The organism is Cyanobium sp. ULC065, from assembly GCF_977927515.1.
The window spans coordinates 1,567,336-1,588,503 of record NZ_OZ376393.1; the positions used below are offsets into that span (position 1 = coordinate 1,567,336).

The following is a 21,168-nucleotide window of genomic DNA, read 5'->3' on the forward strand; positions in this document are numbered from 1 at the left end:
AGGCCTAGAAGGCATGCAGGTGAATTGGGGATGTGGATGGTGTTCGTCGGGTGTTCTTGCCCTTCTTTTCAGTCCCATCCGGAGACTGGAAGCCGGATTTTCACCGCATCCCTGATCAACCACCTTTGGCGAGATGGGAAGAGGGATGGAGATCGTGCTCGATCTCGCTGCGACGGCTACACCGGGCCCCAATGGGCATAGGAAGGGCGTAACGCGTCAGGGCCGCAAGGCCCCGCAGGAGGAAGACTTAGCGTCTATTGATACTGTCCTGCGCATGTATGGGCGCCTGTTGTGTGTTGGCGCAACGCTGGAGAGACTTTGTCACGGGAAGCCTGTTGACCCGCACAACGGTGCGCACCGGCTTGATCCGTCCTCGGGCATCTGCTGCCCTCGTCCTCTCGCTAAACCCCTCCGTCGTTTGGCCGAACGAGTGTCTCTACTGGGCCGCATGCCCTGCGCTGAACGGATTGGCTGCCGTCAGGCGTCTCGTTTGCACCTACCAGTTGACGGCACCACAACCAGTAAAGGTTGGATTCCGTACGACCTCGGGGGAGCGTTTCTATGTTGTAGCCGCAGCACAAAATGCCGCTAGCAATGATGCATAGACTTGATGCGTCAGTTAAACTGTTGCAGTGAAAGGGATTAGGCTGTTTGGCTCTCAGCTTCAAGGCCGTGAGCCTGACCGGTGAGAGTGAGCGACTGCGGCGCAGTCCTGTCTCATCGGTTGAAAGCAACATAAGGGCAAAGCGAGCAATACGTCAAGCAATTGAGGAAGGCCGGATGACTGCGGACTGGGCAATGGTTGAGACACTGAATGAGGCCTAGAGGAGCAGACAAGACATATAGTTCCTTGTAAATGTATGTGAGTAAAAGAGAAGGGCTAGAGAGGCCAACACGCGAAACCACTTCATTGGAGAGCTGAATGAAGGATGACAGTGACTGTCAGCGACAGGGCCCCCTTCTCAATGAATCAGTCATGCAAACTTTCAGACACAGAAGACTGGGTCCAGCCATCCTGTGAATCACTAACGGTAACGAGAAACTGACCTAGTCTTTGGCATGGTCTCAATAGGAACGTCATGTCTGCAATCTACAAAACAGTCACAGGGGTATAGTCCGAGCCATTCTCTCTATCACTTCCCACAGACCGAGCAAATGGCGAATGTGGCCACAAGAAGCTCTGCGAAATGAGCGTTTAACCCCGATTAGCAATGCTGTGTGCTTCTATCGCCCTTTCGGTCAGGTCCACGTCGTGCGCCGAGGCCATGACCTCGCTGCGTTCCAAACGCTTCTCTAAGCCCTCAATCTGCTCCGATAGCTCTGCCCACCGAGTAGCAGACTCACGACGCTCGACCACATGGTTCATGGTGTTAATAATCAGCTTTGCAGCCCCTAACGCAATCGATTCGGATTGTGACTGCAACAGCTCTCTGGCCTTCTGAACCGCATCTCCGTAGCCCTGCTGCAACTCCTTCGTTGCCTCTGACTCCATGTGCTGCAAGGCCTCATCAACCGCTCGCACATACGCAGGGTTCCGCCCCCATGACAGCAGCGTCGTATAGCCAATACCGAGCTCCTGCGCGATTTGACGCAGCTGCATCCCCTCAGCCGTCATCAAAACAGCCTTCCTTTGCCTGGGTTTCAGGGTGGCTGAGGTCATTGCAGCTTCTGTTCGAGTTGGATTTCGTCAGTTTTGGCGGGCCTTCCAGCCGTGGCGAGATTCCCCTGCGGCCATCTCGTGCCTGCTGCTTCTGCTAACCGCTCCTGCCTCAGCCCACTGGCCGAACTGGCTGATGAGTGGGACGCAGAGCCGGAGGCGGGAGAGTTGCCAGGGCTCCAGGCGCTTAAAGACCACGCGGGGAACCAGCATCCGATAGTTAATTTTACTGCCGTCTTGGAAGGCCGCCTACTGTCTTGGCCAGGCCCGGGAAGCATGAGGGCATCAGAGTATGCAATGAGCGGGCACAGGAGCGGCACTCAAGGGTTTTGGGTAACACTCGCCAACTGGCTTGATACCGATGCGCTTGCCTAAGGTGAGGGCAGCTTGGCGCCTTGCCACTTGCGCCGCGGCGCCCCCTAAAGCCACCACAGTGGGCGAAGCCGGGCGCAGCGTGATGGGTGGTGACGGGGGCGTGACGGATCGGTGACGTCAAAAACCCAGTCCTACCAGGGGTTGTGGTGGATGTGACGGATATTCCCAACTCCATCGGCCCCACTCAGGGGTAGACATACTCGTCACCCAGCCCCCCTTCTTTCTCTCCCTTTCTTTCCCAAGAAAAATCTCAATACAAGAAAAGCATCACATCCGTCACACCCCTGTCTACGACTGGGTTCTTAACGTCACAAGTCCATAACGAACCCATCACCCCTTGCCGGGATCCGTCACCCCCTAGGTCCGACTGGTTCCTTGCCATCGCTGCCTCCAGCTCGAGCCATCGTTACGCTTCCAGCGAATGGCCGCCGAGCTTCCGCTGAAGTGCATATTGGATTACTCCAGGGTTCTCAGTGTCCTCATTTCCGCTCCGCATCCTCAGCATCGGGATCCGTGCCCCATCCCGAGTCCTGTAAGGACTCACGTTCATTGAACCCTTCGGCAGTGGCAGCCCCAATCGATCACGCAACAGACTCACCAGCGCGGTTTTGAACCGGCTCACAGCCAACTCTTTGCCCTTGAGGCCAGAATCCTCCATCCAGCCGCGGTAGGAGGGGTAAGCGAACATCGAGATCTTGTGATTCGGTGCATCGAACATGGAACTCTCACTGGAGGAGATGGTACCGATCTTTAGCCCGTGATACTTCCCCTTCTCATCAAGGGTGTCATCGAATATCAGACACTGCTCCGCCCAATCTGCCAGCGGCGAGTTCGTCAGCTCCGCATCCAGCAATGAATCAAGCTGAGCCAACCCTCCGGGTTCCTCCATCACCTCTCTAGCTTCCTGAGGATCCATAGCTATTGTCCATGACACGAAGGCCCCCAGCTCGTCTACGAGCTCGCCTTTCCAGTGATCTTCGTGGCATGAAAGCATGTCCCTCCGGTTTGCCTTTGGGATGGGCTTATCGAGGTGGATGCTCCGTCTGCGGTTGAACACTGCCGAAGAGTCGTCCTTCGCCTTGACCGCTGAGTTCCCCACTAACAGCACCAAGCCGCGAAAGGTGAAGTCATACTTCTCGGTCGAGTTCTTGCGTTCAGCCACGATGGTGTCTCCACCGGTGAAGGCTTTCAGCCGCTCCAGCGGTCCTGCATAGTCCTGGCTCTCCGCAAACTGCAGCAGCGCCGCACCCCGCGCCTTATACGTCTCGAACCGCTGGTTCCTGTCCTCCATTAGATGGAGCTGACTGCTGGCCGTACATTCCCTCCCAACCAGTGCTTCCAGCAGCCGCGCCAGCACCGACTTGCCGGAGTCACCGACGCCGGTGAGCTCCACGAAGCCCTTAGCCCCCAGCCGCCGCAACGCGGCTGCACATGCCGCCCGAAATAACCGCTGCTGATGCGGCTTTGGCAGCAACTGCTCGATGCAAGCGAGGATCTTCACAGGCAGCTCGTCCGGCCTGAACTCGTATGGCAGCACCCAGGTGTTGCCGTACTTCCGGTCATGGGGCAAAAGCACACCATCCGATAACCTGACAACCCCATTTCGCATGGGCAGCACCCCGTGCTGAACCACCGGATCAAGGGACAGTGCCCGCCGTCCCGGGTGATCGCGCAACTCGGCGATCAAAGCCATGCTCGCCTTGCTGCTAAGGGTCACTTCGGTGCGCCATTGCATCGCCGCCACCCAACGCTGCAAAGGCTGCTCAATCGCTGTGCTCGCTTTTCCCGGCAACGGCACCCAGCGGTCACCCTCCCATTCGTAAAGGCGGTCCTCGGCCCCCTCAACGACGAATTGATCCTTGAAAACGGACCACGCGATGGTGGCCTGAACCGGAACGGCCTGCTCGTCGCGTGACCACACCCACTTCTCCCCATCCTCATCTGTTTCACAGCACCTCTCCGCCCGATCCGCAAGCAGTAGCAGCGCCTCCCTCCCATGTCTCTTGAGAAAGGTGATCGGGGTGTTCGCACTGGCGTCGGGGTCCAACCCACCCCGCGTCTTCGGTACTTCACAAGGAAGGTGAATCAGCCGGGGCTCCCCACCACCGTTTGCCAACATCTGTGCCACATCTTTCAACCCCTGCGGCACCTTCACCATCGCCCGGCTGTTCCAGCAAAGGAACACCGTCCGTCCCTTGAAGTCCTTGCCATCCATCCCCTCAGCGATGGTCAAACCTGCGGCCATCAGCGCCGCCCGATCCTCTTCGCTCTCCGCCCAGAACACAGCCGTCCCCCAGTCGATGTCGGGGTTGCCGGTGACCTCTGGAGCGGTAACTTCCTTTTGAGTGGGAGCCTGCTCTGGAGCCGAAGCCACCGCCCTGTCATCCCGCTTCTGCCGTGGCGAAGCCATCGCCTCAGTCAGCGCCTGCTCAATCTGAAGGGCATTGCACAGCGCCACCTCCGCCCCCACCTCCTTGAACTTCGCAGCCGGCCGCCCAAAGCTCCCCTTGGGCGATTCCCCTGCGTAGGCCCACCGAGTCGAAGGATCCACCTTCCCGGCGATAACATCGCCCACGGTCAGATCCGTAGGCGGGCTGAAGCTCTTCCCTCGGTGGCAAACCACCACCACCACCCCATCGGCGTTGTCGAAGATCGTGCAATCTGCGTCGGAATCCCGACCACAGATCGGGCAGGGACTTTCCTCGCCTGAGTGCGACACGTCACCTGCAGCGGCGCCTACCCGACCCACCTCCTCGGACTCGCCCTTGGTGAGCTCCGGCAACATCGCCTCAAGCGCCTCAATTGTGTAACGCCGCTCCCGATTCGCTCCTTCCAAAATCTCGGCATAGCCAATGGGCTTACCCGCCAGCGGGTTCTCCGGCTGCCCCTCCTTGGAGAACTTGCCGATGTAGCGCGATCCGGCAAGCCGCATCGGCTGCGACCTGCTCACGACTGCTGGGTCCGAGGGGAAGCCAGCATCGGTCGCCAGCTTCACCACCCGGCGTGCCGCCTTCTCCCCCCGCACAGGATCCACCCCTTCGGTGAGCACCCAGTAGCTGTGGACACTCTTCCCACCGGTTTTCACTTGGAAGGTAGGCTCGGGCAGGCCCAGTACCTCCCAAGCCCTGATCTGCCATTCGATCGGTTGATCATCCCACTCAGCTCTGATCGACCTGACCTCGGTGATTTCGGCCTTCCTGTTGCCGCCAGGATTCGGCAGCACAAAGGCAGAAGCACCGTTCATCACGCGTGGCGCCAGCTCTTGGACGATGGTTTTAGCAACATCTCGATCGCCCTCCTCGCCTTTGAAGTTGCGGCGGAGGCTTATGTGTTTTGGGTTGACGGGCACCGTTCGGAACCGCACCTCGTCATGCCTCAGACCCAACAACTCGATGTGCAGAAGCGCCTCCTCTCGGCGGATGTAAGTCTCCATCCTGAGGGCGAGTCTCTTCGCGTCCCTTGCCTGTTCCCTTGCATTCTCCTTCTCAACATCTGCCCGCCAGGCCAAGTCGATGGCCCTCCACGAGGTCGACGAGGCTCTTGGCCGTGTGGTCTCCCGCGGTAGCTCGGCTATTGCCCCCCCGGTGGTGGGCCGCACGGTGTCGTCCTCCGGTCCGGCCGTGTTGCTCTGGTTGAGGGCGTCCATCAGCGGGTCCCTCCGATGGTGGAGCCTTCGGCGGCATTGACGAACGGTGACGGTCCATCCGGCTGTAACGGCCTGCGCCACCCAGGCATCAATGGAATGAACTGCCGATCACGCCACCGATCACCGCCGTTGTCACCTGCCCAGGCGGAGCGGCGAATCCACCAACCCATGAAATGGTCGGCAGCCTTCATGCCGCTGCCCCCCGTCAGATAGCACCCTGCAACAAGCAGGCCATGTGCAGTAAAGAGCGCTCGCAATGACATAACTGGCAACAAGTGTAGGAGGCGCGGCGCAACGCGCTGTGGCCCATTCATTTGAATCGGAACTCAGCCAAGATGCACTCCCTTAAACCGTGCAAACCGTGCAGTCCCGCTGAACTCGCACGGTTTGCACGGTTTAATTGCCTCCATCTGTCAATCCAATGGGCTGAAATATATCTGTGCTATTTCATCTGCCATGCGTTCTTCCCTGACAGCCACAGACGACACCAAGCAGCTGTTCGATCTGATCAGTGCTCAGCTGAATCTGATTCAGGCGCGTCTGGAGCTCAAGCCCAGACTCAGCAGCAGCCCCTGGCTCCCCTTGGCAGAGGCAGCAAAGGCCCTCCACTTCCCCAGCTCCCGTGCCTTGCGCGCGGCTATCGACCGTGGTCGCATCCCTCCACAGTTCGTGAGCGCTACCACCGGCGACACCGGCAAGCGCAGGACGCTTTACGTGGATGTGGAGGGCTTCTCCTCACATCTGCGCAACAAGTGACGCCATCGAGGCGCTGTCGAACCACCGCTGGTACAGGGAAGTGTGCACCATCAACGAGTGCCCGAGGCTCTTGGCCGCCAGTGAAGGGCTTATCTGGGGGTTGTGTATCGCCCGCACCGCCCAGGCATGGCGCAGGTCGTACGCCTTGAACGGTGCCCCGAAGCGGCGCAGCGCGACACCGAGCTGTGCTCCCACCGTGCGGTGGTCCCGATCGAGGTTGATGCCGGGGAGGCGCCTGCGCTCAAGAGACCAGCGATCGATCCAGATCTTCGGGAGCGGCAGCCCTTGGCGGGCCCCGGTCTTTCCGCCCACGATCGCTACGAGGCCATTTGGTAACACTTGGGACTTCATCAGTGCTTCATGCGGGCGGGTTCCGTAAGTAGCGCAGACGCCAGCAACCCACTGCCAATCGGTCGGCAACGCATCGATCACCTCAACAATTACCGCATCAGTGGGCAGCTCACGCGGGGCGGCATCTTTCTGTGGGGTGTACCCCTTGCCGAGATCCTTCAGCTTCAGAACCGCGTCCGGACCCAACTCGATCGCACGGGCTACCGCCACGGCGGCGATCGAAGCGCGACGCCGGTTGCGGCTCCCCACTTCCTTGCTCTCGACCAGAGCCGTCAAGACATTCAGGTCAATCTTTCCGAGAGATAGGAGTGGCTTCAGGGGAGAGGCGTAGTCGGTGGCCCAGGAAACCGGGGCACTAACCCCCCGCCGACGCTGGTGGTTCCACCATTGCTCGGTGCGGCGGATCGCCTCCACACCGCTAATCGCGTCCCCGGCATCTCGAGCACTCTTATAGGGACCAGCTACCCACCGATCGAAGGGGAAGGGATCCAGCCCCATTCGATGGAGCTCGACATCGCGGCCGAGTTCTTCGGCGAGCTTGCGGGCCTGCTCCAATCCTGCGGGATAGGTGATCGGGGTACTGATGCGCTGCTGTTTCCAGGAGCCATCGGGGAAGGGCAGCGTGCTCCTTAGGCGCAGTCGCTTGCCGGAAGGTGAGACCTCAATGGCCACCGCGCAGCCCAGGTCCCTGAGAGCCCGGTTGACACGGGTCAGATATGGGTCCCGTGAGGGCATGGCGACCGTGCCTAGAACCGTGCCTAGTTTGGCCCTTTTTGTGCCCAAACGTGCCTAGGTCGTGCCTAAGCGGAAATCGGTTCCAGGTTCATAAGCCAGCTTAAAAGCTTTGTGCTGCAATGATTTCTAGCGATGGGGGCAGGGGGACTTGAACCCCCACAGCCTTGCGGCCTGCGGATTTTAAGTCCGCTGCGTCTACCGGTTCCGCCATGCCCCCGCACGCTGATCCTAGAATTTCTTCAACCTGCTCCCTCCTCCGTGCCGTTGCCCGGGTTTCTCAGCACCCTGCCGCTTGACACCCTGCTGGTGCTCGGTGCCTACCTGCTGCTTGGCGGGGCCTATCTGGTGGTGGTGCCGCTGGTGCTGTTCTTCTGGATGAACAAGCGCTGGATGGTGATGGGCAAGATCGAGCGCACGGCCGTCTACGGCCTGGTCTTCCTGTTCTTCCCGGGCATGATCGTGTTTTCGCCCTTCCTCAACTTCAGGCTTGCCGGCCAGGGCGAATGACGCGCGGCCAGGCACTGCTGCTTGGGCTTGGCGTGTTCGGGCTCGGTGGCCTTGGCTACTGGGCCTTCAAGGCGGCCGGCTTCGAGGGCTTTTCGGCCGGCATCGCCGCCGAGGCGGTCTTGATTCTGATCGTGCTCGGCTGGACGGGCAGCTACCTGCTGCGGGTGGTCACCGGCAAGATGACCTTCATGGAGCAGCGCCGCCAGTACCGCGCCGGTTACGACGCCATCACTGCTGAGCAGCTGCAGAAGGAGTTCGACGCGCTCAGCCCTGCCGAGCAGGAACGCCTGCTGCGTGAGATCGGCCAGCTCAAGGACGACGCCAGCCTTTGAGCCACCGCGGCTGAGGCATTGGGCCCAGGGCTTGCTGGGCCGTCCTGCCAGCGACCCCATAGGCTCACGGCCAGAGCGTGCAGGATCCGGCTCCGAATGAGCGCCACCCCCTCCAGCAGTGTCGCCGCCAGCGGCACCACGGCCATCCAGGCACGGTTCAGCCAGCTGCAGGCGCAGGGGCGTTGCGCCTTGATGCCGTTCCTGATGGCCGGTGATCCGGATCTGGCCACCACCGCTGCCACCCTGCTCGCCCTGCAGGAGGCCGGCGCGGACCTGATCGAGCTGGGCATCCCCTACAGCGATCCGCTGGCCGATGGCCCGGTGATCCAGGCGGCCGCCAGCCGTGCCCTCGCCGCCGGCACCACGCCGGGCAAGGTGCTCGACATGCTCACCGGCCTGCGCGGTCAGCTCACCACTCCCCTGGTGCTGTTCACCTACAGCAACCCGCTGCTCAACCGCGGCATGGAAACCTTCTGCCGTGAGGCCGCCGCTGCCGGCGCCGCCGGCCTGGTGGTGCCCGATCTGCCGTTGGAGGAAGCGGAGCGGCTCTCGCCGATCGCCGCGGCTGAGGGGCTTGATCTGGTGCTGCTGGTGGCACCCACCACCCCATCCGAGCGTATGGGGCGCATCGCCGCCGCCAGCCGGGGCTTCACCTATCTGGTCAGCGTCACCGGGGTCACCGGTGTGCGTGCGGCGATGGAAATGCGCGTGGGCGGCCTGGTTCAGCAACTCAAGGCCATGGGGCCCACGCCCGTGGCCGTGGGCTTCGGCATCTCCGGGCCGGAGCAGGCCCTCCAGGTGCGCGATTGGGGTGCCGATGGCGCGATCGTGGGCAGCGCGCTGGTGAAGGTGATGGCGGCGGCGGCCGCTGAGGGCGCGTCCGTGGCTGCCGCCGCTGGCGCCTATGCAAGCGGCCTGCGCCAGGCCCTCGACAGCTGAGCGCCCTGCCCATGCCCCCCCAGCCGCTCGATCTGCCCTTTTCCGAAGCCTGCGAGCGCAACAAGCAGCCGCTGCTGGAGGCGCTGCGCACGTGGCTGCCCCAGCCCCCCGACCGGCCGGCACTGGTGCTGGAGGTGGGCTCGGGCACCGGCCAGCACGGCGTGCATTTCAGCCAGCACCTGCCCGTACGCTGGCAACTCAGCGACCGGCCTGAGCACCTGCCGGGGCTGCGGCGGCGCCAGGCGCACGCCAGCGCCGACGGCGTGCCGGCCGTCGGCCAGCTGCTGCCGCCGCTGCAGCTGGATGTGACCCAGCCCGACTGGCCGGCCGGTCCGTTCGATGCGGTGTTCAGCGCCAACACCGCCCACATCATGCCGGCGGCGGCCGTGCCCGCTCTGTTCGCCGGCAGTGCCCGGGTGCTGCCTGCGGGTGGGCTGTTTCTGCTTTATGGCCCCTTCCACGATGGCGGTGTGCACACCAGCGCCAGCAATGCCGCCTTTGATGCCCACCTGCGCGCGATCGATCCCGCCATGGGGGTGCGCGACAGCCTGGAGCTGCTCGCCTGCGCCAGGGCGGTGGGTCTGCTGGCGGCCGAGGATCTGCCGCTGCCGGCCAACAACCGCCTGCTGGTGTTCCGCCGTTCTCCCGCCGGCGCCTGAGGCGCTGGCGTCCGGCTCAGGCCGGTCCGTCGAGCACGAAGCGGTAGCGCACGTCGCCGCTGCGCAGCCGGGCGATGGCGGTGTTGATCTCGTGCATGGGCAGGCTTTCCACCTGAGGTTGGATGCCGTGCCGCGCGCAGAACTCCATCATCTTCAGCAGGCTGGCGGGTGAGGAGGTGGGGCTGCCGGTGAACTGGCGCCGTCCGGCGATGAACGGGAACACATTGAAGGGGATGGGCTCCAGCGTCACACCGAGCTGGTGCAGCCGGCCCTTCGGTGCCAGGGCGTTCACCACCGCGTCCCAATCCAGCGGTTGGTTGGTGGTGTTGATGATCAGGTCGTAGCGGTTCGGCGTGGCGGCCAGATCGCCCAGCAGCTGGATCTCATGGGCCCCGAAGCCGCGCGCCTCCTCCGCCTTGGCGGGGTTGGTGGTGATGGCGGTCACCTGGCAGCCCCAGGCGCGGGCGAACTGCAGCGCCATGTGGCCCAACCCGCCGATGCCGATCACGCCCACATGGGCGGTGGGGGAGACGGCCTCGTCGATCAGGGGCGCGAACACGGTGATGCCGCCGCAGAACAGCGGGCCCGCCAAGGCTGGATCGAGGCTGTCGGGGATGGGGATCAGCCAGTCCTGCTGGGCCTTCACATGGCTGGCGAAGCCGCCGCTGCGGCCCACCACGCTCGCCTCCAGGTCGGCGCAGAGGTTCTGATCCCCCCCGAGGCACAGGGCGCAGTGGCTGCAGCTTCCGGCGATCCAGCCCAGGCCGCGCAGCTGGCCGATCAGCGTTTCCGGCACCCCTTCGCCCACCGCCACCACCCGGCCCACCGCCTCATGGCCGGCCACCAGCGGATAGCTGCTGATCCCCCAGTGGTTGTCGAGCATCGACAGATCGCTGTGGCACAGGCCGCAGTGCAGCACCTCCAGCAGCGCTTCGCCGGGGCCTGGAGGCAACAGCTCGGCGCTGCTGCGCTGCAGCGGGGCTCCGGCAGTTTCTGCCCGCCAGGTGGTGATCTGCATGGAGCGTCCGTTGGCGTTGTTGACCCCAGCATGGCGATCTGCGCGGGCCTGGGAGCGGCCGTGGCCGGATCGCCATCAGGTTCGCCTTTTGGCGTGCTGATCGCTGGCCGCCTGGATCGCTGGTGGATGGGCCGTGCGGGTCGTCCGGGTTGCTGTTGGATCGCCAGCTGAGGCGCGATGGCCTGGTTGGTGCCTACCTCCGCGCGCTGAAGGCTGCGCCTTGTTTTCTGCTCCTAACGTGAGGGGATGCCTGCGATCACCCAGGGTTGCCATACGCCCGGCTCGGCGGCGGCGCTGCCGGGCGGGGTGCGCCAGGTGGCCTTGATCGGCATGCCCAACACCGGCAAATCCACCCTTTACAACAAGCTCACCGGCGGCCGCGCCCATGTGGCCAACTGGCCGGGCCTCACCGTGGATCTGCTGCGCGGTGAACTGCCCAGCGATGCCTTCGGCAACGACTACCAACTGGTGGATCTGCCCGGCATCCATGACCTCAAGGGCAGCAGCGAAGACGAGGCGATCGTGCGCCGCTATCTGGCTACAGCCCCGCCGGATCTGATCGTGCTGGTGATCAACGCCAGCCGCGCCGCCACCCAGCTGCGCCTCGCCCTGGAGCTGCGCGCCACCGGCCTGCCGTTCATCGTGGCGCTCAACATGAGCGACGAAGCCGCGCGCTTCGGCGTGAAGGTGAACGCGGCCCGTCTCAGTGAAGACCTGCAGGTGCCGGTGGTGCCGATCAGCGCCCGCAGCGGTCGCGGGGTGCCGGAGCTCTTGCATCAGATTCACCGCCTCGAGGCGATCACCTTCCCGCCCCCTGTCCAGCTCGAGGGCGATGAACTCGATGCGCGCCTGCAGGCGTTGTCAGCGGCCTGCGTGCAGGCACCGCACGACCTGATCGACCGCCTCAGCCACCGGATCGACCGCTTCCTGCTGCATCCAGCGGTGGGCGTGCTGGCTTTCCTGGTCGTGATGCTCGCCATGTTCCAGGCGATCTACGCGATCGGCACGCCACTGCAGGAGCTGATCGGCACTGCCGCCGATGCACTGGAAACCCGGCTGCTGCTGCCGCTGCTGCAGTCCCTGCGGCTCTCTCCCTTCCTCGTGCACCTGGCCACCGATGGGCTCTGGCTCGGGCTCACCACTGTGGTGAGCTTCATGCCGATCATCTTCCTCTTCTATCTGATGATCTCCCTGATCGAAGACTCGGGTTATCTGGCCCGCTCCGCCTTCCTGATGGACGGCTTCATGCACTGGCTCGGCATGGATGGCCGCAGCTTCGTGCTGCAGATCATGGGCTTCGGCTGCAATGTGCCGGCGATCATGGGCACCCGGGTGATCCGCGACCGCCCCCGGCGGCTGCTGTCGATGCTGGTGATCCCGTTCTCGCTCTGCCAGGCGCGGCTGGCGGTGTTCGTGTTCATGGCCGGCGCCTTTTTTGTGCGCCCCTGGTGGGCGGCGGGGCTGGTGGTGTTCGGCTTCTACGTGATGAGCTTCGTGGCGGCGGTGCTCACGGCACTGCTGTTCAAGCACGTGTACCGCGGCCGCGAGGGATTCGTGCTCGAGCTGCCCCCTTACCGCACCCCCAGTCTCGACACCATGCTGCAGCGCGCCTGGCAGCAGATGGTGACTTTCTTCTTCACCACCCGCCAGTTCATCGTGATCGGCGTGATCGCCGTGTGGCTGCTCAACAACCTGCCGCCGGGCGTGGATCCGCTTTCCGGCCTGTCACTGTCGGGAATGATTGGACGCACCTTCCAGCCACTGCTCGGGCCGATCGGCATGAACCCCGCCCTCACGGTGTCGCTGATCTTCGGTTTCGTGGCCAAGGAAATCCTGCTGGGGGCGATGGCGGTGATCTATGCCACCAGCCAGGCGGGCCTGGGCGGAGCGTTGGTGCAGGCGATCACGCCGCTGCAGGCCGTCAGTTTCATGATGTTCACGCTCCTCTACACCCCGTGCCTGTCCACGGTGGCGGTGCAGTGGCAGGAATCGCGCAGCCGCGTGTTCGTGTTGGTGTCGTTGGCCTGGTCGTTCACGCTGGCCTGGGTGATGGCCCTGCTCACCTATCAGGGCGGCCTGCTGCTTGGTCTGGGTTGAGCGGATCAAGCAGCCAGCGGTCGGATCGCCATCTCCGCAGCATCACTGCGCCGCAGCATGAATTCCACCTGCCCGCAACGCACATGCAGCAGGCCGCCGGGGAAGCCACGGCGCAGCACCTGCACTTCGGAGCCCGGCCGCAATCCCATCGCTCGCAGGCGGTCGTGGAGGGAGGGGAGCTGGGGCAGCGTGACCAGCACGACGACCTGACCGATCGGCGCGGTTGCCAGCGTCATGGTGGTGGACTGGAAGCGTTGTTCAACGTAGGAGGTGGGATGGCAGCACAACAGCCTGCCAACCGGCCGTCGCGGCGTGGTGACCGCCCCACCAAGATCTGCCCGGTGTGCGGCAGGCCGTTCCAATGGCGCCGCCGCTGGAGCGCCGTGTGGGAGGAGGTGCGGTATTGCTCCGAGCGTTGCCGGCGGCGGCGGGGCGGCACAGTGGATCCTGCAACCCGCTGACCACGGCGATGGCGAAATTCGTGCTCTGGGGCACCTACTGCGAGGACGCCCTCACGCGGCGCACCCCCTTTCGGCAGGAGCACCTTGACGGCCTGCACCGCCAACATGCGGAGGGTGTGCTGCTCACGCTCGGACCCACCGAAGGCAGCACCCATGTGTTCGGCCTGTATGAGGCGGACGCCCTGGAGCAGGTGGAAGCGCTGGTGCACGCCGATGTGTATGCCCGCGAGGGCATCTGGACCGAGGTGCAGGTGTACCCGTGGATCCAGGCGATCGGATGACGTTGCGACCGTGAAGCGCGGAGGGGTTGCGTTCGCCGCCTGAGCGCGCTGTTCCTTCAGCCCACCGGAGGGGCCGGTTTCCAGTCGCGCAGGGCCTGCTCCCACACCCAGGCCGCCACCAGCTGGTCGCCGCCGTCGCCGAGCACCTTGGCGTAGCCGCTCATCTGGCCCTGGCCGGCGGCGGCGATCCGGGCGATGGCGTCGGGGCCGTCGATGCCCTGGCGCTGCAGCGCGGCCAGTTTCAGGGTTTTGCCGCGCCGCAGGATGTTGCCGCCGTTGATGTGACACCCCACGCAGTGGTTCTCGAACAGCTGGGCGCCGCTGGCCTGCAGGGTGGGGGCGTCTCCCCAGGCTGGCCGGGGCCACCAGGCCAGCAGGATCACGGCGAAGACCACCAGCCAGGCCACCAACCGGAGCCGCCTGAGGGCGGCGGGGCCGGGGTCAGTGGTGTGGGCGCAGGGAAGAGGCATGGGTGGCGGCGCCAGGGACGGATGGATCAGTCGTCGGCCTCGACATCTTCGCTGCCGGCGGGGATCAGCCGGATCTGCTTGCGGCCCAGCTTGATCTCGAATTCGTCGCCGGGTTTGAGATCCAGCATCGCGGTGTAGGCCTTGCCGATCAGCAGGTTCCCATTGCCTTGCACAGTGGCGATGTAGCTGAGCTTGCGGCCACCTTTGCCCATCTTGCTGGTGGCACCCAGATCCACACCCTTGGCCTCCAGCAGCGCCTCATAGAAGGCTGTGAAGTTGAGGCGGTCGGAGCCATCCTTCTTGGTGGAAACATAGCCACAGGCGCGAACGATTTCGGATTTCCCGACGTCGCCCATCTCCTTGACCTTGGCCAGCAAATCTGCTCCTTTGATCATGAGATCTTCTCCGTTGTACGTGCCTTGCGCTCTACAACTTACACGATGGATCGATCGCATGCGATCACCATCGCCTCACTCTGCGAGTTCACGGTGGCCAGATCGTGCTTAAAGATCAGCGCCTCGAAACGCCTCGGGAGTACGCCCCGGTCCGCCAACAGTGGCCATCGGCCGGCTGCGGATCCGGCACCAACCCACAGCTTCAGCATGGCAGCTTCGTCCTCTTCTCCTCGTCAACACTCAGGCATGGGTGAATAACTGGGAAGATAACGAAACCCATGGCTGCAGCGAATGTACACTTCGTTCCCCCTCGCTTTAAGGCACGGCGCTTTTGCCAGGCTGCAGCCGTGCTGATCCGTCGTCTCACTCCCGACGATCACACCGCCGTCATCGAGGTGTACCGCGATGCCGTGCACACCCAGGCCCCTGCGCTTTACAGCCCGCAACAAGTGGCGGCCTGGGCAGGTCTGCCGCTCAACCGCCCGGACTTCAGGCTCACTCTGGAGCGGGGATTCGGCTTGGTGAGTGAGGGTGAACCCTCCGGCACCGATCCCGTGCCGCCCATCGAGGCGTTCGCCGTGCTGGAGCCGCTGGATCGCGTTTCGCTGTTGTACTGCCGCGGCCGTTCCTGCCGCCAGGGCCGGGCCGGCGCCCTGCTGCAGGCCCTCGAAGCCCTGGCCCGCACCGCTGGGGTGGCCTCCCTGCGCACGGAGGCCAGCTTCATCTCTCGTCCGCTGTTTGAGCGCCAGGGCTGGCAGGTGATGGCGATGGAGGATCTGGAACTGGGAGGGGTGTCGTTCCGGCGCTCGCTGATGCACAAAACCCTCGATTCCGCCCCGCCGGGATGATGGACAGGTTCAGCGTCAGGGTCCATGGCCGAAAGCGATCTGCAGCAGTTCCGCGCCAAGGTGAGCCAATTGGTGGCCTTCGTGGCCCTCAGCGACGCCGACCCCGACGTGGAGCAGGCCCTGCGCGATTGCAGCAGCCATCACGAGGTGGTGGCACTGGCCCGCCGCCACGGCTTTGAGATCGGTCGCCGCTGGGGCGAACACCTGCCGCCTGCCGTTCCGGGTGCCGACAATCTGCTGGCCAGTCCCTGCCCGCCGCTGGGTGAAGAGCGGCTGGATCTGCTGCTCGACACCCCCGATCTACGGCTGGAGCGGATCCATTCCTGCGCCTGGTCCACCCCTGCCGGGCAGTGGCAGAGCCAGGAGCTGGAGGAGTGGGTGCTGGTGCTGCGCGGTGGAGCCCGCCTGGCCTTCGCCGATGAACCCGCCAGCAGGGAGCTGGTGGCTGGCGACACGCTGCGGATTGCCCCCGGACGCCCGCACCGGGTGGAGGCTACGGATCCTGCTCCGGGAACGCTCTGGCTGGCGTTGCACTGGCGTTCAGGGTTGTGATGTCTGCGCGGCGCACCAGCCAGTAACCCCCCGACAACGACAGCACGGCCAGGCCGAGACCCACCAGCAGCATCGGTTTGTCTTCCGAACCCGGTGGCAGCACGATCACCTTCCGCGCCACGGCGGTGAGTGCCGTGATCAGCACCAGCTCGATCTGCACCACGTGATGGCGCAGGTAGGCGGTCACGTTCTGCAGCACCTCGAGGGCAATCAGCAGCGTGAGCAGATCGCCGAGCAGACGGATCAGGTCGTCGCCCAGCCAGCCTGTGTTGGGATCAATGAATTGCTGGATCACCGCACCGACGAACTGGACGGCGGCCGCCAGCAGCACGATGCAGAGAATCAACGAGAGCACCTTGGCAAGTTGGCGCTCGAATCGGTCAACGAGATGGAGGAAGGCCTCGTCTCCCGCTTTGCCACGGCTCCAGCGCATCAGTTACCGAAGGGGGTGTACTGGGGTTTGGCGCGGGTGTCGCCAGGAGGGTTCTCGATCTTGGTGTCACAGGTGACCGAGCCATCGGCCGCCGTGACGCAATTGGTGGGCACGATGCGGGTGGCGGGACCCACGTTGCTGCCCGGACCCAGCAGGTAGCCCTCGCGCTGGGCGAACGCCGGGACAGCGCCAAGGCTGCCGAAGCTGATCAGGGAGCCGCTGACGATCAACATCAGTGATCGGCCCATGGCTGGGCCGGTTGGTGGACGACGGGGGGGCAGCATCGGAGGGAGGTGAATGCTCCCACTCTGCCTGCGGGGATCAGTTCTGGCCGTCCTGCAGGATTTCCTGCAGCAACAGATCCAGCTGTCCATCGAGCTGCTCATCCGGGCGCCCCTCCAGCTGCTCACCCAGCCACTGCTCCTCAATGGCGCAGAGCTGGGCGGCGAGCCGGGCCAAGCCCTCCTCCTGCTCCAGTCGCTGCAGTTCTTCGAGCAGCACGGGCATGCGGGTGGAGCCGGCCCGCAACGCCCGGCGCAGATCCGACTGGGTGCGGCCATGGTGACGCATCCATTCCTTCAGGAAGGTCTGCAGATCCTCCAGTTGCGGGGAGGTGAAGGAGGCCATCAACGGGTGGGCGGGAACCAGCGATCCAGTTTGCGGCGTGCCCGTGACCGGATATCCGGGGTGAGGTGGCTACCGGTGAGCCCCAGCAGGGCCGTAAGCGCCACCAGATCATCGCTGAAGCCGGCCACCGGCACGAAATCGGGGATGAGATCGAGGGGCAGGAGCAGGTAGGTGAGTGCCGCCAGCATCGTGAGGCGCACCTGCGGCGGGGTCTGGCCATCGAGCAGCAATTCCAGACATTCCAGTGCGGGCAGAGCGATCGCTCGGCCGGCGCGCCGCAGAAGCCGCTGCAGCAGCCCCTCATCCACCACGCTGCTTTCCAGCACCTGTGCATCCACGGTGCGGTCGGCATCGCCGGAGCCATCGGGATTGAAGCCGGAAGATTCAAAACCAGCGTCGCCTGGGGTGGCTTCTCCTGGCGTCATCACTCACTCCCAAGCACGGAATCTGTTCATCATCGCGGCCACGCTTCCAGAGTTCCAGGGCGGACTTCTTGCTGGAGAGGACGGTGATCACGGCCTAGGCCACGCCCGCCAAGCCTGCTTGTGTGCCGGCCTTGCGCAGTTTGCGCAGGGCGCGTTGCACCACCTGGCGGCAGTATTCGCGGCTGCAGCCCAGTTGGCGTGCCACTTCGGCAAGGGTGCGCCACTCGTGCTGCGCGTCCAGCCCGAAACGCAGGATCACCACCGTGCGCTCTCGTTCTGTCAGCTGGGCCACTTCGAGCAGGTTCCAGGCGGTGGCGGCCCGCTCCTCCTGCTCGGCCCGCTCCATCGGTGGCACCTCATTGCTGGGCAGCACATCCACCAGCTCGGAGGGATCCGCCTTTGATTTCACGATGCCCTGCAGGCTCACGGTCACACTGCGCAGTTCGCAGCCCAGCAGCTCCTCCACATCGGCAACAGGAATGCTCATGCACGCGGCCAGCTCGCGCGCTGTGGGTGTCAGGCCATTCAGCTGCAGCAGCTGCGCCTTGGCGGCCCGCAGCCGTGTGAGTTTCTCGTTGACATTCACCGGAATCCGGATCATGCGGCTCTGGGTGGAGAGGGCCCGGTTAAGGCCCTGACGAATCCACCAATAGGCATAAGTGCTGAAGCGGTGGCCGCGGGTGGGGTCGTACTTCTCCACCGCCCGCGCCAGGCCGATCGTGCCCTCCTGGATCAGGTCGAGCAGGTCAAGACCCTTGCCCTGGTAGCGCTTGGCCAGGTTCACCACCAGGCGCAGGTTGGCGACGATCATCTGCTCCTTGGCGCGCATTCCATAGCGGACCGTGCGTGTTTCGATGCTCGTGAGCGGGGTGGGTTCGCCGTTGCGTCGGCTTGCGCCGCAACGTTCTTCGATCTCCACCATGGCCTGAACCTTGCGGCCCAGCATGAGTTCCTGCGCGGGGCTGAGCAGCTGATGTCTGCCGATCTCGCCAAGAAAGGCACTGAGTGAGCTAGCCATATGTTCCTGATATCTGTTTCGACCCTACGGTGCTTTTGAGGATAAAAGAGGAGCTATAGAAAGACTTCCAGTTTCTCAGGTTTCAGTGGCAATTATGGAGCCGTTCCGTTCCGTTATCCCTGCCTAAATCTGCCCCTAAATGATGGTGAAACACAGCAAGGTGCGGCGGATCTGCTGCACCTTGAGCTGTCGTTGGGTCCACTTCCCCTGGCGTTGCGGGCGATCGGCCGCGTCAGGCCGCTACCGTCCGCGCAGATTTGATGCCACCGGCGATGCTCGCCCTCGCACCGCTCCTCTCTGCGCACCTCGCACCCCTGCCCGCCTTCGTGTTTCCCACTGGCGTGCTGCCCAGTGCCGGTGTGGCCTATCTGCACTACATCAGCGTGATGCTGTGCTTCGGCGCTTTGGTGCTGGAGCGGCGCCTGATCCAGGCCAACCCCAGCAAGGAGGTGGCCACCACCCTGGTGATCACCGACATCGTGTACGGCATCGCCGCGCTCACCCTGCTGCTCAGCGGCATCCTGCGGGTGCTGCACTACGGCCAGGGGGCCGATTTCTACACCGAAAACCCGGTGTTCTGGTGGAAGGTGGGCCTTTACCTCGCAGTGGGTGGCCTTTCCCTCTACCCCACCATCACCTACATCCTCTGGGCCTTGCCGCTGCGCAAGGGGGAGCTGCCCGAGGTGAGTGAGGCCCTGGCAGGCCGTCTGCGCTGGATCCTCAACATCGAGCTGGTGGGTTTCGCGCTGATTCCAGTGCTGGCCACCCTCATGGCCCGCGGCGTGGGCCTGGCGGCCTGAGCGAGCCGTTCCTGTGCGGCCTCGGCTCCGCTCGCTGCGGCACTATCTGGTCCAGGCGCTCGCTGCTTGCCTGGTCTGGCCAGCCGGCCAGGTCACCGCTCTTCCCCTCCCGGATTCGGGGTCGTGGGGGGCAGGCCGTGAGGGTCTCCCTCCGGTTCAAGTGGGCGAGGTTTCTGGGACCGGGCCTGAGCTTGCCGCTGCTGATCCCACCGCCGACTGCACGCCGTCGGTAGCCGCACGGCCATGGCAGCCCGATAAAGCCGCCACTGCCGGTACGGGCCCGGCCCCCACAGGCCGCACGGCCTCACCCGCCACTGGGGGTACGGACACAGCCTCCGGCCTGCAGGCCGTTCAGCCCCCACCTGATCCAGCAGCTCCCCCCCTCTCCCCGCAGGCTCCCGTGGGCTACAGCCACCGGCTAACGCCCACGCCCGCCGGTTGGGCGCGCCTGGCGCGCTGGTGCGTCTGGGTGGAGCCTGCCGCTGCCGGTCCCTCTGCTGTCCCCCCCGCTGCGGCGGCGTCCCTGGAGAGTCGCTGGCAGCAGGCGGTGAACGCGGCGCTGGCCAGCTGGGCGGAGGAGCTGGTGATTGTGCGGGTGACGGATCCGGCGCAGGCGCAGGTGCTGGTGCGGCGTCAGCGGCCGCCGCTGCGGGAGCTGGGCGGGCGCCTGCGTGCCAGCCACGGGCGCGCCTCGCTGCAGGTGCTGGAGGTGCAGCGGGCCGGTCGCTGGCGGCTGGAGCCGCGGGTGGAGGTGCTGATCAGCCCGGGGCAGCGTCAGCTGGCCATTCAGGCCACCGCCCTGCACGAGCTGGGCCATGCCTTCGGCCTGTGGGGCCACAGCGACGATCCGGCCGATGCCCTGGCGGCTGTGCCCGGCCGCCAGCCGGTGCTGGCGCTCACGGCCCGGGATCGGGCCACCCTGCGCTGGCTGCAGGCCCAGCCCAGCCGTTTCGGCCAGCCGCTGCCCGCACCGGCTGCCGCACCGGCTGCCGCGCCGGTCCCCGTTCAGCCGTGACGCCGGGGCGCCCCCCGGCGTTCGGCCAGCACCTCCAGCACCCGGCGCCATTCGACCCCGTGATGGGCCAGCGCCACCTGCAGGTGAAAGATCAGGTCGGCGGCCTCGCCGGCGATGCCGGCCGCATCGTCGTCCTTGCAGGCCATCACGAATTCAGCACTTTCCTCGCCGATCTTCTTGAGGATGCGGTTATCACCCCCCTCCAGCAGCTTGTTGGTGTAGCTGCCCGCTTCCGGCTGCTCGCGCCGCGCCACGATCACCCGTGCCAGCTCGGTGCAGGCATCGGCCGGCGGCGGCAGCGCCACAGCCGGCTCCGCCGCCTGCGCCTGCGGCTCGCCGTCGGCAAAGAAGCAGCTGCGCGCCCCGGTGTGGCACGCCACCCCGCCCTTCTGCTCGATCGTCAGCAGCAGCACGTCGGCGTCGCAGTCGTAGCGGAGGCCGCGCAGTGTCTGGAAGTGGCCGCTGGTGGCTCCCTTGTGCCACAGCTCCTGGCGGGAACGGCTCCAGTAGTGCACCTCGCCGCTGGCCAGGCTGCGCGTGATCGCTTCCCGGTTCATCCAGGCCACCATCAGCACCGCCCCATCCAGCCAGTCCTGGGCCACGGCCGGAATCAGGCCGGCGGCATCGAAACGCAGCTGATCGATCCAGGCCGGCTCCACCAGGGACGCTTCGATCTGGGTGGCTGGCCCACCGGCCGCTGTGGGTGTCGCAGCGGCAGCATGGCATTCCTCCATGGTGGTGTCCGCGCTAGACCTCGCGGCGGGGCGAAAG

25 protein-coding genes and 1 tRNA gene are annotated in these 21,168 nt (G+C 64.8%); 12 read left to right on the forward strand and 14 right to left on the reverse strand.

All coding sequences use genetic code 11. The features are described 5' to 3' along the window. Nucleotides 1-1,195: 1,195 nt before the first annotated feature. Both ACXMDP_RS07650 and ACXMDP_RS07655 read right to left on the reverse strand, forming a co-directional pair. Complete coding sequence (locus ACXMDP_RS07650) at nucleotides 1,196-1,660, reverse strand: RNA polymerase subunit sigma-70 (RefSeq protein WP_259729599.1); 465 nt, start codon at nucleotides 1,658-1,660, stop codon at nucleotides 1,196-1,198. A gap of 778 nt (nucleotides 1,661-2,438) precedes the next feature. Further along, complete coding sequence (locus ACXMDP_RS07655) at nucleotides 2,439-5,678, reverse strand: DUF5906 domain-containing protein (RefSeq protein ID WP_259729598.1); 3,240 nt, start codon at nucleotides 5,676-5,678, stop codon at nucleotides 2,439-2,441. A 456-nt stretch (nucleotides 5,679-6,134) separates the two neighbouring features. Between ACXMDP_RS07655 and ACXMDP_RS07660 the strand changes: the two genes are divergently transcribed. Then, nucleotides 6,135-6,434 (forward strand): hypothetical protein, encoded by a 300-nt coding sequence (locus tag ACXMDP_RS07660; RefSeq protein ID WP_259729597.1) that lies wholly within the window; start codon nucleotides 6,135-6,137, stop codon nucleotides 6,432-6,434. On the opposite strand, the gene ACXMDP_RS07665 is transcribed toward ACXMDP_RS07660, so the two are convergent. Both ACXMDP_RS07665 and ACXMDP_RS07670 read right to left on the reverse strand, forming a co-directional pair. After that, entirely contained in the window at nucleotides 6,414-7,457 is a 1,044-nt protein-coding gene (locus tag ACXMDP_RS07665; protein WP_259729596.1) for a site-specific integrase, read from the reverse strand. The genes ACXMDP_RS07660 and ACXMDP_RS07665 overlap by 21 nt on opposite strands. A gap of 196 nt (nucleotides 7,458-7,653) precedes the next feature. Further along, nucleotides 7,654-7,737, reverse strand: a tRNA-Leu gene (locus ACXMDP_RS07670). Nucleotides 7,738-7,784: 47 nt separating this feature from the next. Here ACXMDP_RS07670 and ndhL point away from each other — a divergent pair. The 4 genes from ndhL (at nucleotide 7,785) to ACXMDP_RS07690 (ending at nucleotide 9,957) form a co-directional block, all read left to right on the forward strand. Next, entirely contained in the window at nucleotides 7,785-8,027 is a 243-nt protein-coding gene (gene ndhL, locus ACXMDP_RS07675; RefSeq protein ID WP_255140029.1) for an NAD(P)H-quinone oxidoreductase subunit L, read from the forward strand. Continuing rightward, the gene (locus tag ACXMDP_RS07680) at nucleotides 8,024-8,359 is read left to right on the forward strand and encodes a DUF3007 family protein (protein ID WP_259729595.1); all 336 of its coding nucleotides are present in this window, start codon (nucleotides 8,024-8,026) and stop codon (nucleotides 8,357-8,359) included. Before ndhL ends, ACXMDP_RS07680 begins: the two co-directional genes overlap by 4 nt. Before the next feature lie 96 nt (nucleotides 8,360-8,455). Beyond that, complete coding sequence (gene trpA, locus ACXMDP_RS07685) at nucleotides 8,456-9,298, forward strand: tryptophan synthase subunit alpha (RefSeq protein WP_259729594.1); 843 nt, start codon at nucleotides 8,456-8,458, stop codon at nucleotides 9,296-9,298. An 11-nt stretch (nucleotides 9,299-9,309) separates the two neighbouring features. Beyond that, a complete protein-coding gene (locus tag ACXMDP_RS07690) occupies nucleotides 9,310-9,957 on the forward strand; it encodes a class I SAM-dependent methyltransferase (protein WP_259729593.1) in 648 nt (215 codons plus the stop codon). Nucleotides 9,958-9,973: 16 nt separating this feature from the next. Here ACXMDP_RS07690 and ACXMDP_RS07695 read toward each other — a convergent pair whose 3' ends face one another. After that, on the reverse strand, nucleotides 9,974-10,975 hold the full coding sequence (locus ACXMDP_RS07695) for an NAD(P)-dependent alcohol dehydrogenase (RefSeq protein ID WP_259729592.1): 1,002 nt from the start codon (nucleotides 10,973-10,975) through the stop codon (nucleotides 9,974-9,976). A gap of 246 nt (nucleotides 10,976-11,221) precedes the next feature. Between ACXMDP_RS07695 and feoB the strand changes: the two genes are divergently transcribed. Next, entirely contained in the window at nucleotides 11,222-13,072 is a 1,851-nt protein-coding gene (gene feoB, locus ACXMDP_RS07700; protein ID WP_259729591.1) for a ferrous iron transport protein B, read from the forward strand. 5 nt (nucleotides 13,073-13,077) lie between these two features. Here feoB and ACXMDP_RS07705 read toward each other — a convergent pair whose 3' ends face one another. Then, complete coding sequence (locus tag ACXMDP_RS07705) at nucleotides 13,078-13,308, reverse strand: FeoA family protein (protein ID WP_094510929.1); 231 nt, start codon at nucleotides 13,306-13,308, stop codon at nucleotides 13,078-13,080. A 39-nt stretch (nucleotides 13,309-13,347) separates the two neighbouring features. On the opposite strand from ACXMDP_RS07705, the gene ACXMDP_RS07710 reads away from it, so the two are divergent. Next, nucleotides 13,348-13,533 carry a DUF2256 domain-containing protein gene (locus tag ACXMDP_RS07710; protein WP_259729590.1) on the forward strand — a complete coding sequence of 62 codons (186 nt, stop codon included), beginning with the start codon at nucleotides 13,348-13,350 and terminating at the stop codon, nucleotides 13,531-13,533. An 8-nt stretch (nucleotides 13,534-13,541) separates the two neighbouring features. Then, a complete protein-coding gene (locus ACXMDP_RS07715; protein WP_094510927.1) occupies nucleotides 13,542-13,814 on the forward strand; it encodes a YciI family protein in 273 nt (90 codons plus the stop codon). Between the two features lie 56 nt (nucleotides 13,815-13,870). Here the strand turns inward: ACXMDP_RS07715 and ACXMDP_RS07720 are convergent, their stop codons facing one another. Beyond that, nucleotides 13,871-14,284: a c-type cytochrome gene (locus ACXMDP_RS07720; RefSeq protein ID WP_259729589.1), complete on the reverse strand. Its 414-nt coding sequence runs from the start codon at nucleotides 14,282-14,284 to the stop codon at nucleotides 13,871-13,873. Between the two features lie 26 nt (nucleotides 14,285-14,310). Continuing rightward, nucleotides 14,311-14,679, reverse strand: coding sequence for an AbrB family transcriptional regulator (locus ACXMDP_RS07725; RefSeq protein ID WP_094510925.1), 369 nt, complete (start codon nucleotides 14,677-14,679; stop codon nucleotides 14,311-14,313). 347 nt (nucleotides 14,680-15,026) lie between these two features. Here ACXMDP_RS07725 and ACXMDP_RS07730 point away from each other — a divergent pair, with 347 nt between their 5' ends. After that, complete coding sequence (locus tag ACXMDP_RS07730; protein WP_259729588.1) at nucleotides 15,027-15,527, forward strand: GNAT family protein; 501 nt, start codon at nucleotides 15,027-15,029, stop codon at nucleotides 15,525-15,527. 24 nt (nucleotides 15,528-15,551) lie between these two features. Continuing rightward, nucleotides 15,552-16,079, forward strand: a complete 528-nt coding sequence (locus tag ACXMDP_RS07735; protein ID WP_259729587.1) for a Nif11 domain/cupin domain-containing protein — start codon at nucleotides 15,552-15,554, stop codon at nucleotides 16,077-16,079. On the opposite strand, the gene ACXMDP_RS07740 is transcribed toward ACXMDP_RS07735, so the two are convergent. From ACXMDP_RS07740 to ACXMDP_RS07760, 5 genes are all read right to left on the reverse strand, one after another. Next, nucleotides 16,021-16,512, reverse strand: coding sequence for a phosphate-starvation-inducible PsiE family protein (locus ACXMDP_RS07740; protein ID WP_255099577.1), 492 nt, complete (start codon nucleotides 16,510-16,512; stop codon nucleotides 16,021-16,023). The genes ACXMDP_RS07735 and ACXMDP_RS07740 overlap by 59 nt on opposite strands. Then, nucleotides 16,512-16,745 (reverse strand): hypothetical protein, encoded by a 234-nt coding sequence (locus tag ACXMDP_RS07745; RefSeq protein WP_259729696.1) that lies wholly within the window; start codon nucleotides 16,743-16,745, stop codon nucleotides 16,512-16,514. The genes ACXMDP_RS07740 and ACXMDP_RS07745 overlap by 1 nt, the downstream gene beginning before the upstream one ends. Before the next feature lie 88 nt (nucleotides 16,746-16,833). Then, entirely contained in the window at nucleotides 16,834-17,139 is a 306-nt protein-coding gene (locus ACXMDP_RS07750) for a hypothetical protein (RefSeq protein WP_259729586.1), read from the reverse strand. Beyond that, entirely contained in the window at nucleotides 17,139-17,564 is a 426-nt protein-coding gene (locus tag ACXMDP_RS07755) for a YkvA family protein (RefSeq protein ID WP_259729585.1), read from the reverse strand. The genes ACXMDP_RS07750 and ACXMDP_RS07755 overlap by 1 nt, the downstream gene beginning before the upstream one ends. 94 nt (nucleotides 17,565-17,658) lie before the next feature. Continuing rightward, the gene (locus ACXMDP_RS07760) at nucleotides 17,659-18,582 is read right to left on the reverse strand and encodes a sigma-70 family RNA polymerase sigma factor (RefSeq protein WP_259729584.1); all 924 of its coding nucleotides are present in this window, start codon (nucleotides 18,580-18,582) and stop codon (nucleotides 17,659-17,661) included. A 272-nt stretch (nucleotides 18,583-18,854) separates the two neighbouring features. Between ACXMDP_RS07760 and ACXMDP_RS07765 the strand changes: the two genes are divergently transcribed. Both ACXMDP_RS07765 and ACXMDP_RS07770 read left to right on the forward strand, forming a co-directional pair. Then, entirely contained in the window at nucleotides 18,855-19,382 is a 528-nt protein-coding gene (locus ACXMDP_RS07765) for a DUF2214 family protein (RefSeq protein ID WP_259729583.1), read from the forward strand. Nucleotides 19,383-19,542: 160 nt separating this feature from the next. Continuing rightward, complete coding sequence (locus ACXMDP_RS07770) at nucleotides 19,543-20,397, forward strand: zinc metalloprotease (RefSeq protein WP_259729582.1); 855 nt, start codon at nucleotides 19,543-19,545, stop codon at nucleotides 20,395-20,397. Here the strand turns inward: ACXMDP_RS07770 and hisIE are convergent. Next, nucleotides 20,388-21,131 carry a bifunctional phosphoribosyl-AMP cyclohydrolase/phosphoribosyl-ATP diphosphatase HisIE gene (hisIE, locus tag ACXMDP_RS07775; protein ID WP_259729581.1) on the reverse strand — a complete coding sequence of 248 codons (744 nt, stop codon included), beginning with the start codon at nucleotides 21,129-21,131 and terminating at the stop codon, nucleotides 20,388-20,390. The two genes, ACXMDP_RS07770 and hisIE, sit on opposite strands and share 10 nt — an antisense overlap. Nucleotides 21,132-21,168 lie beyond the last annotated feature (37 nt).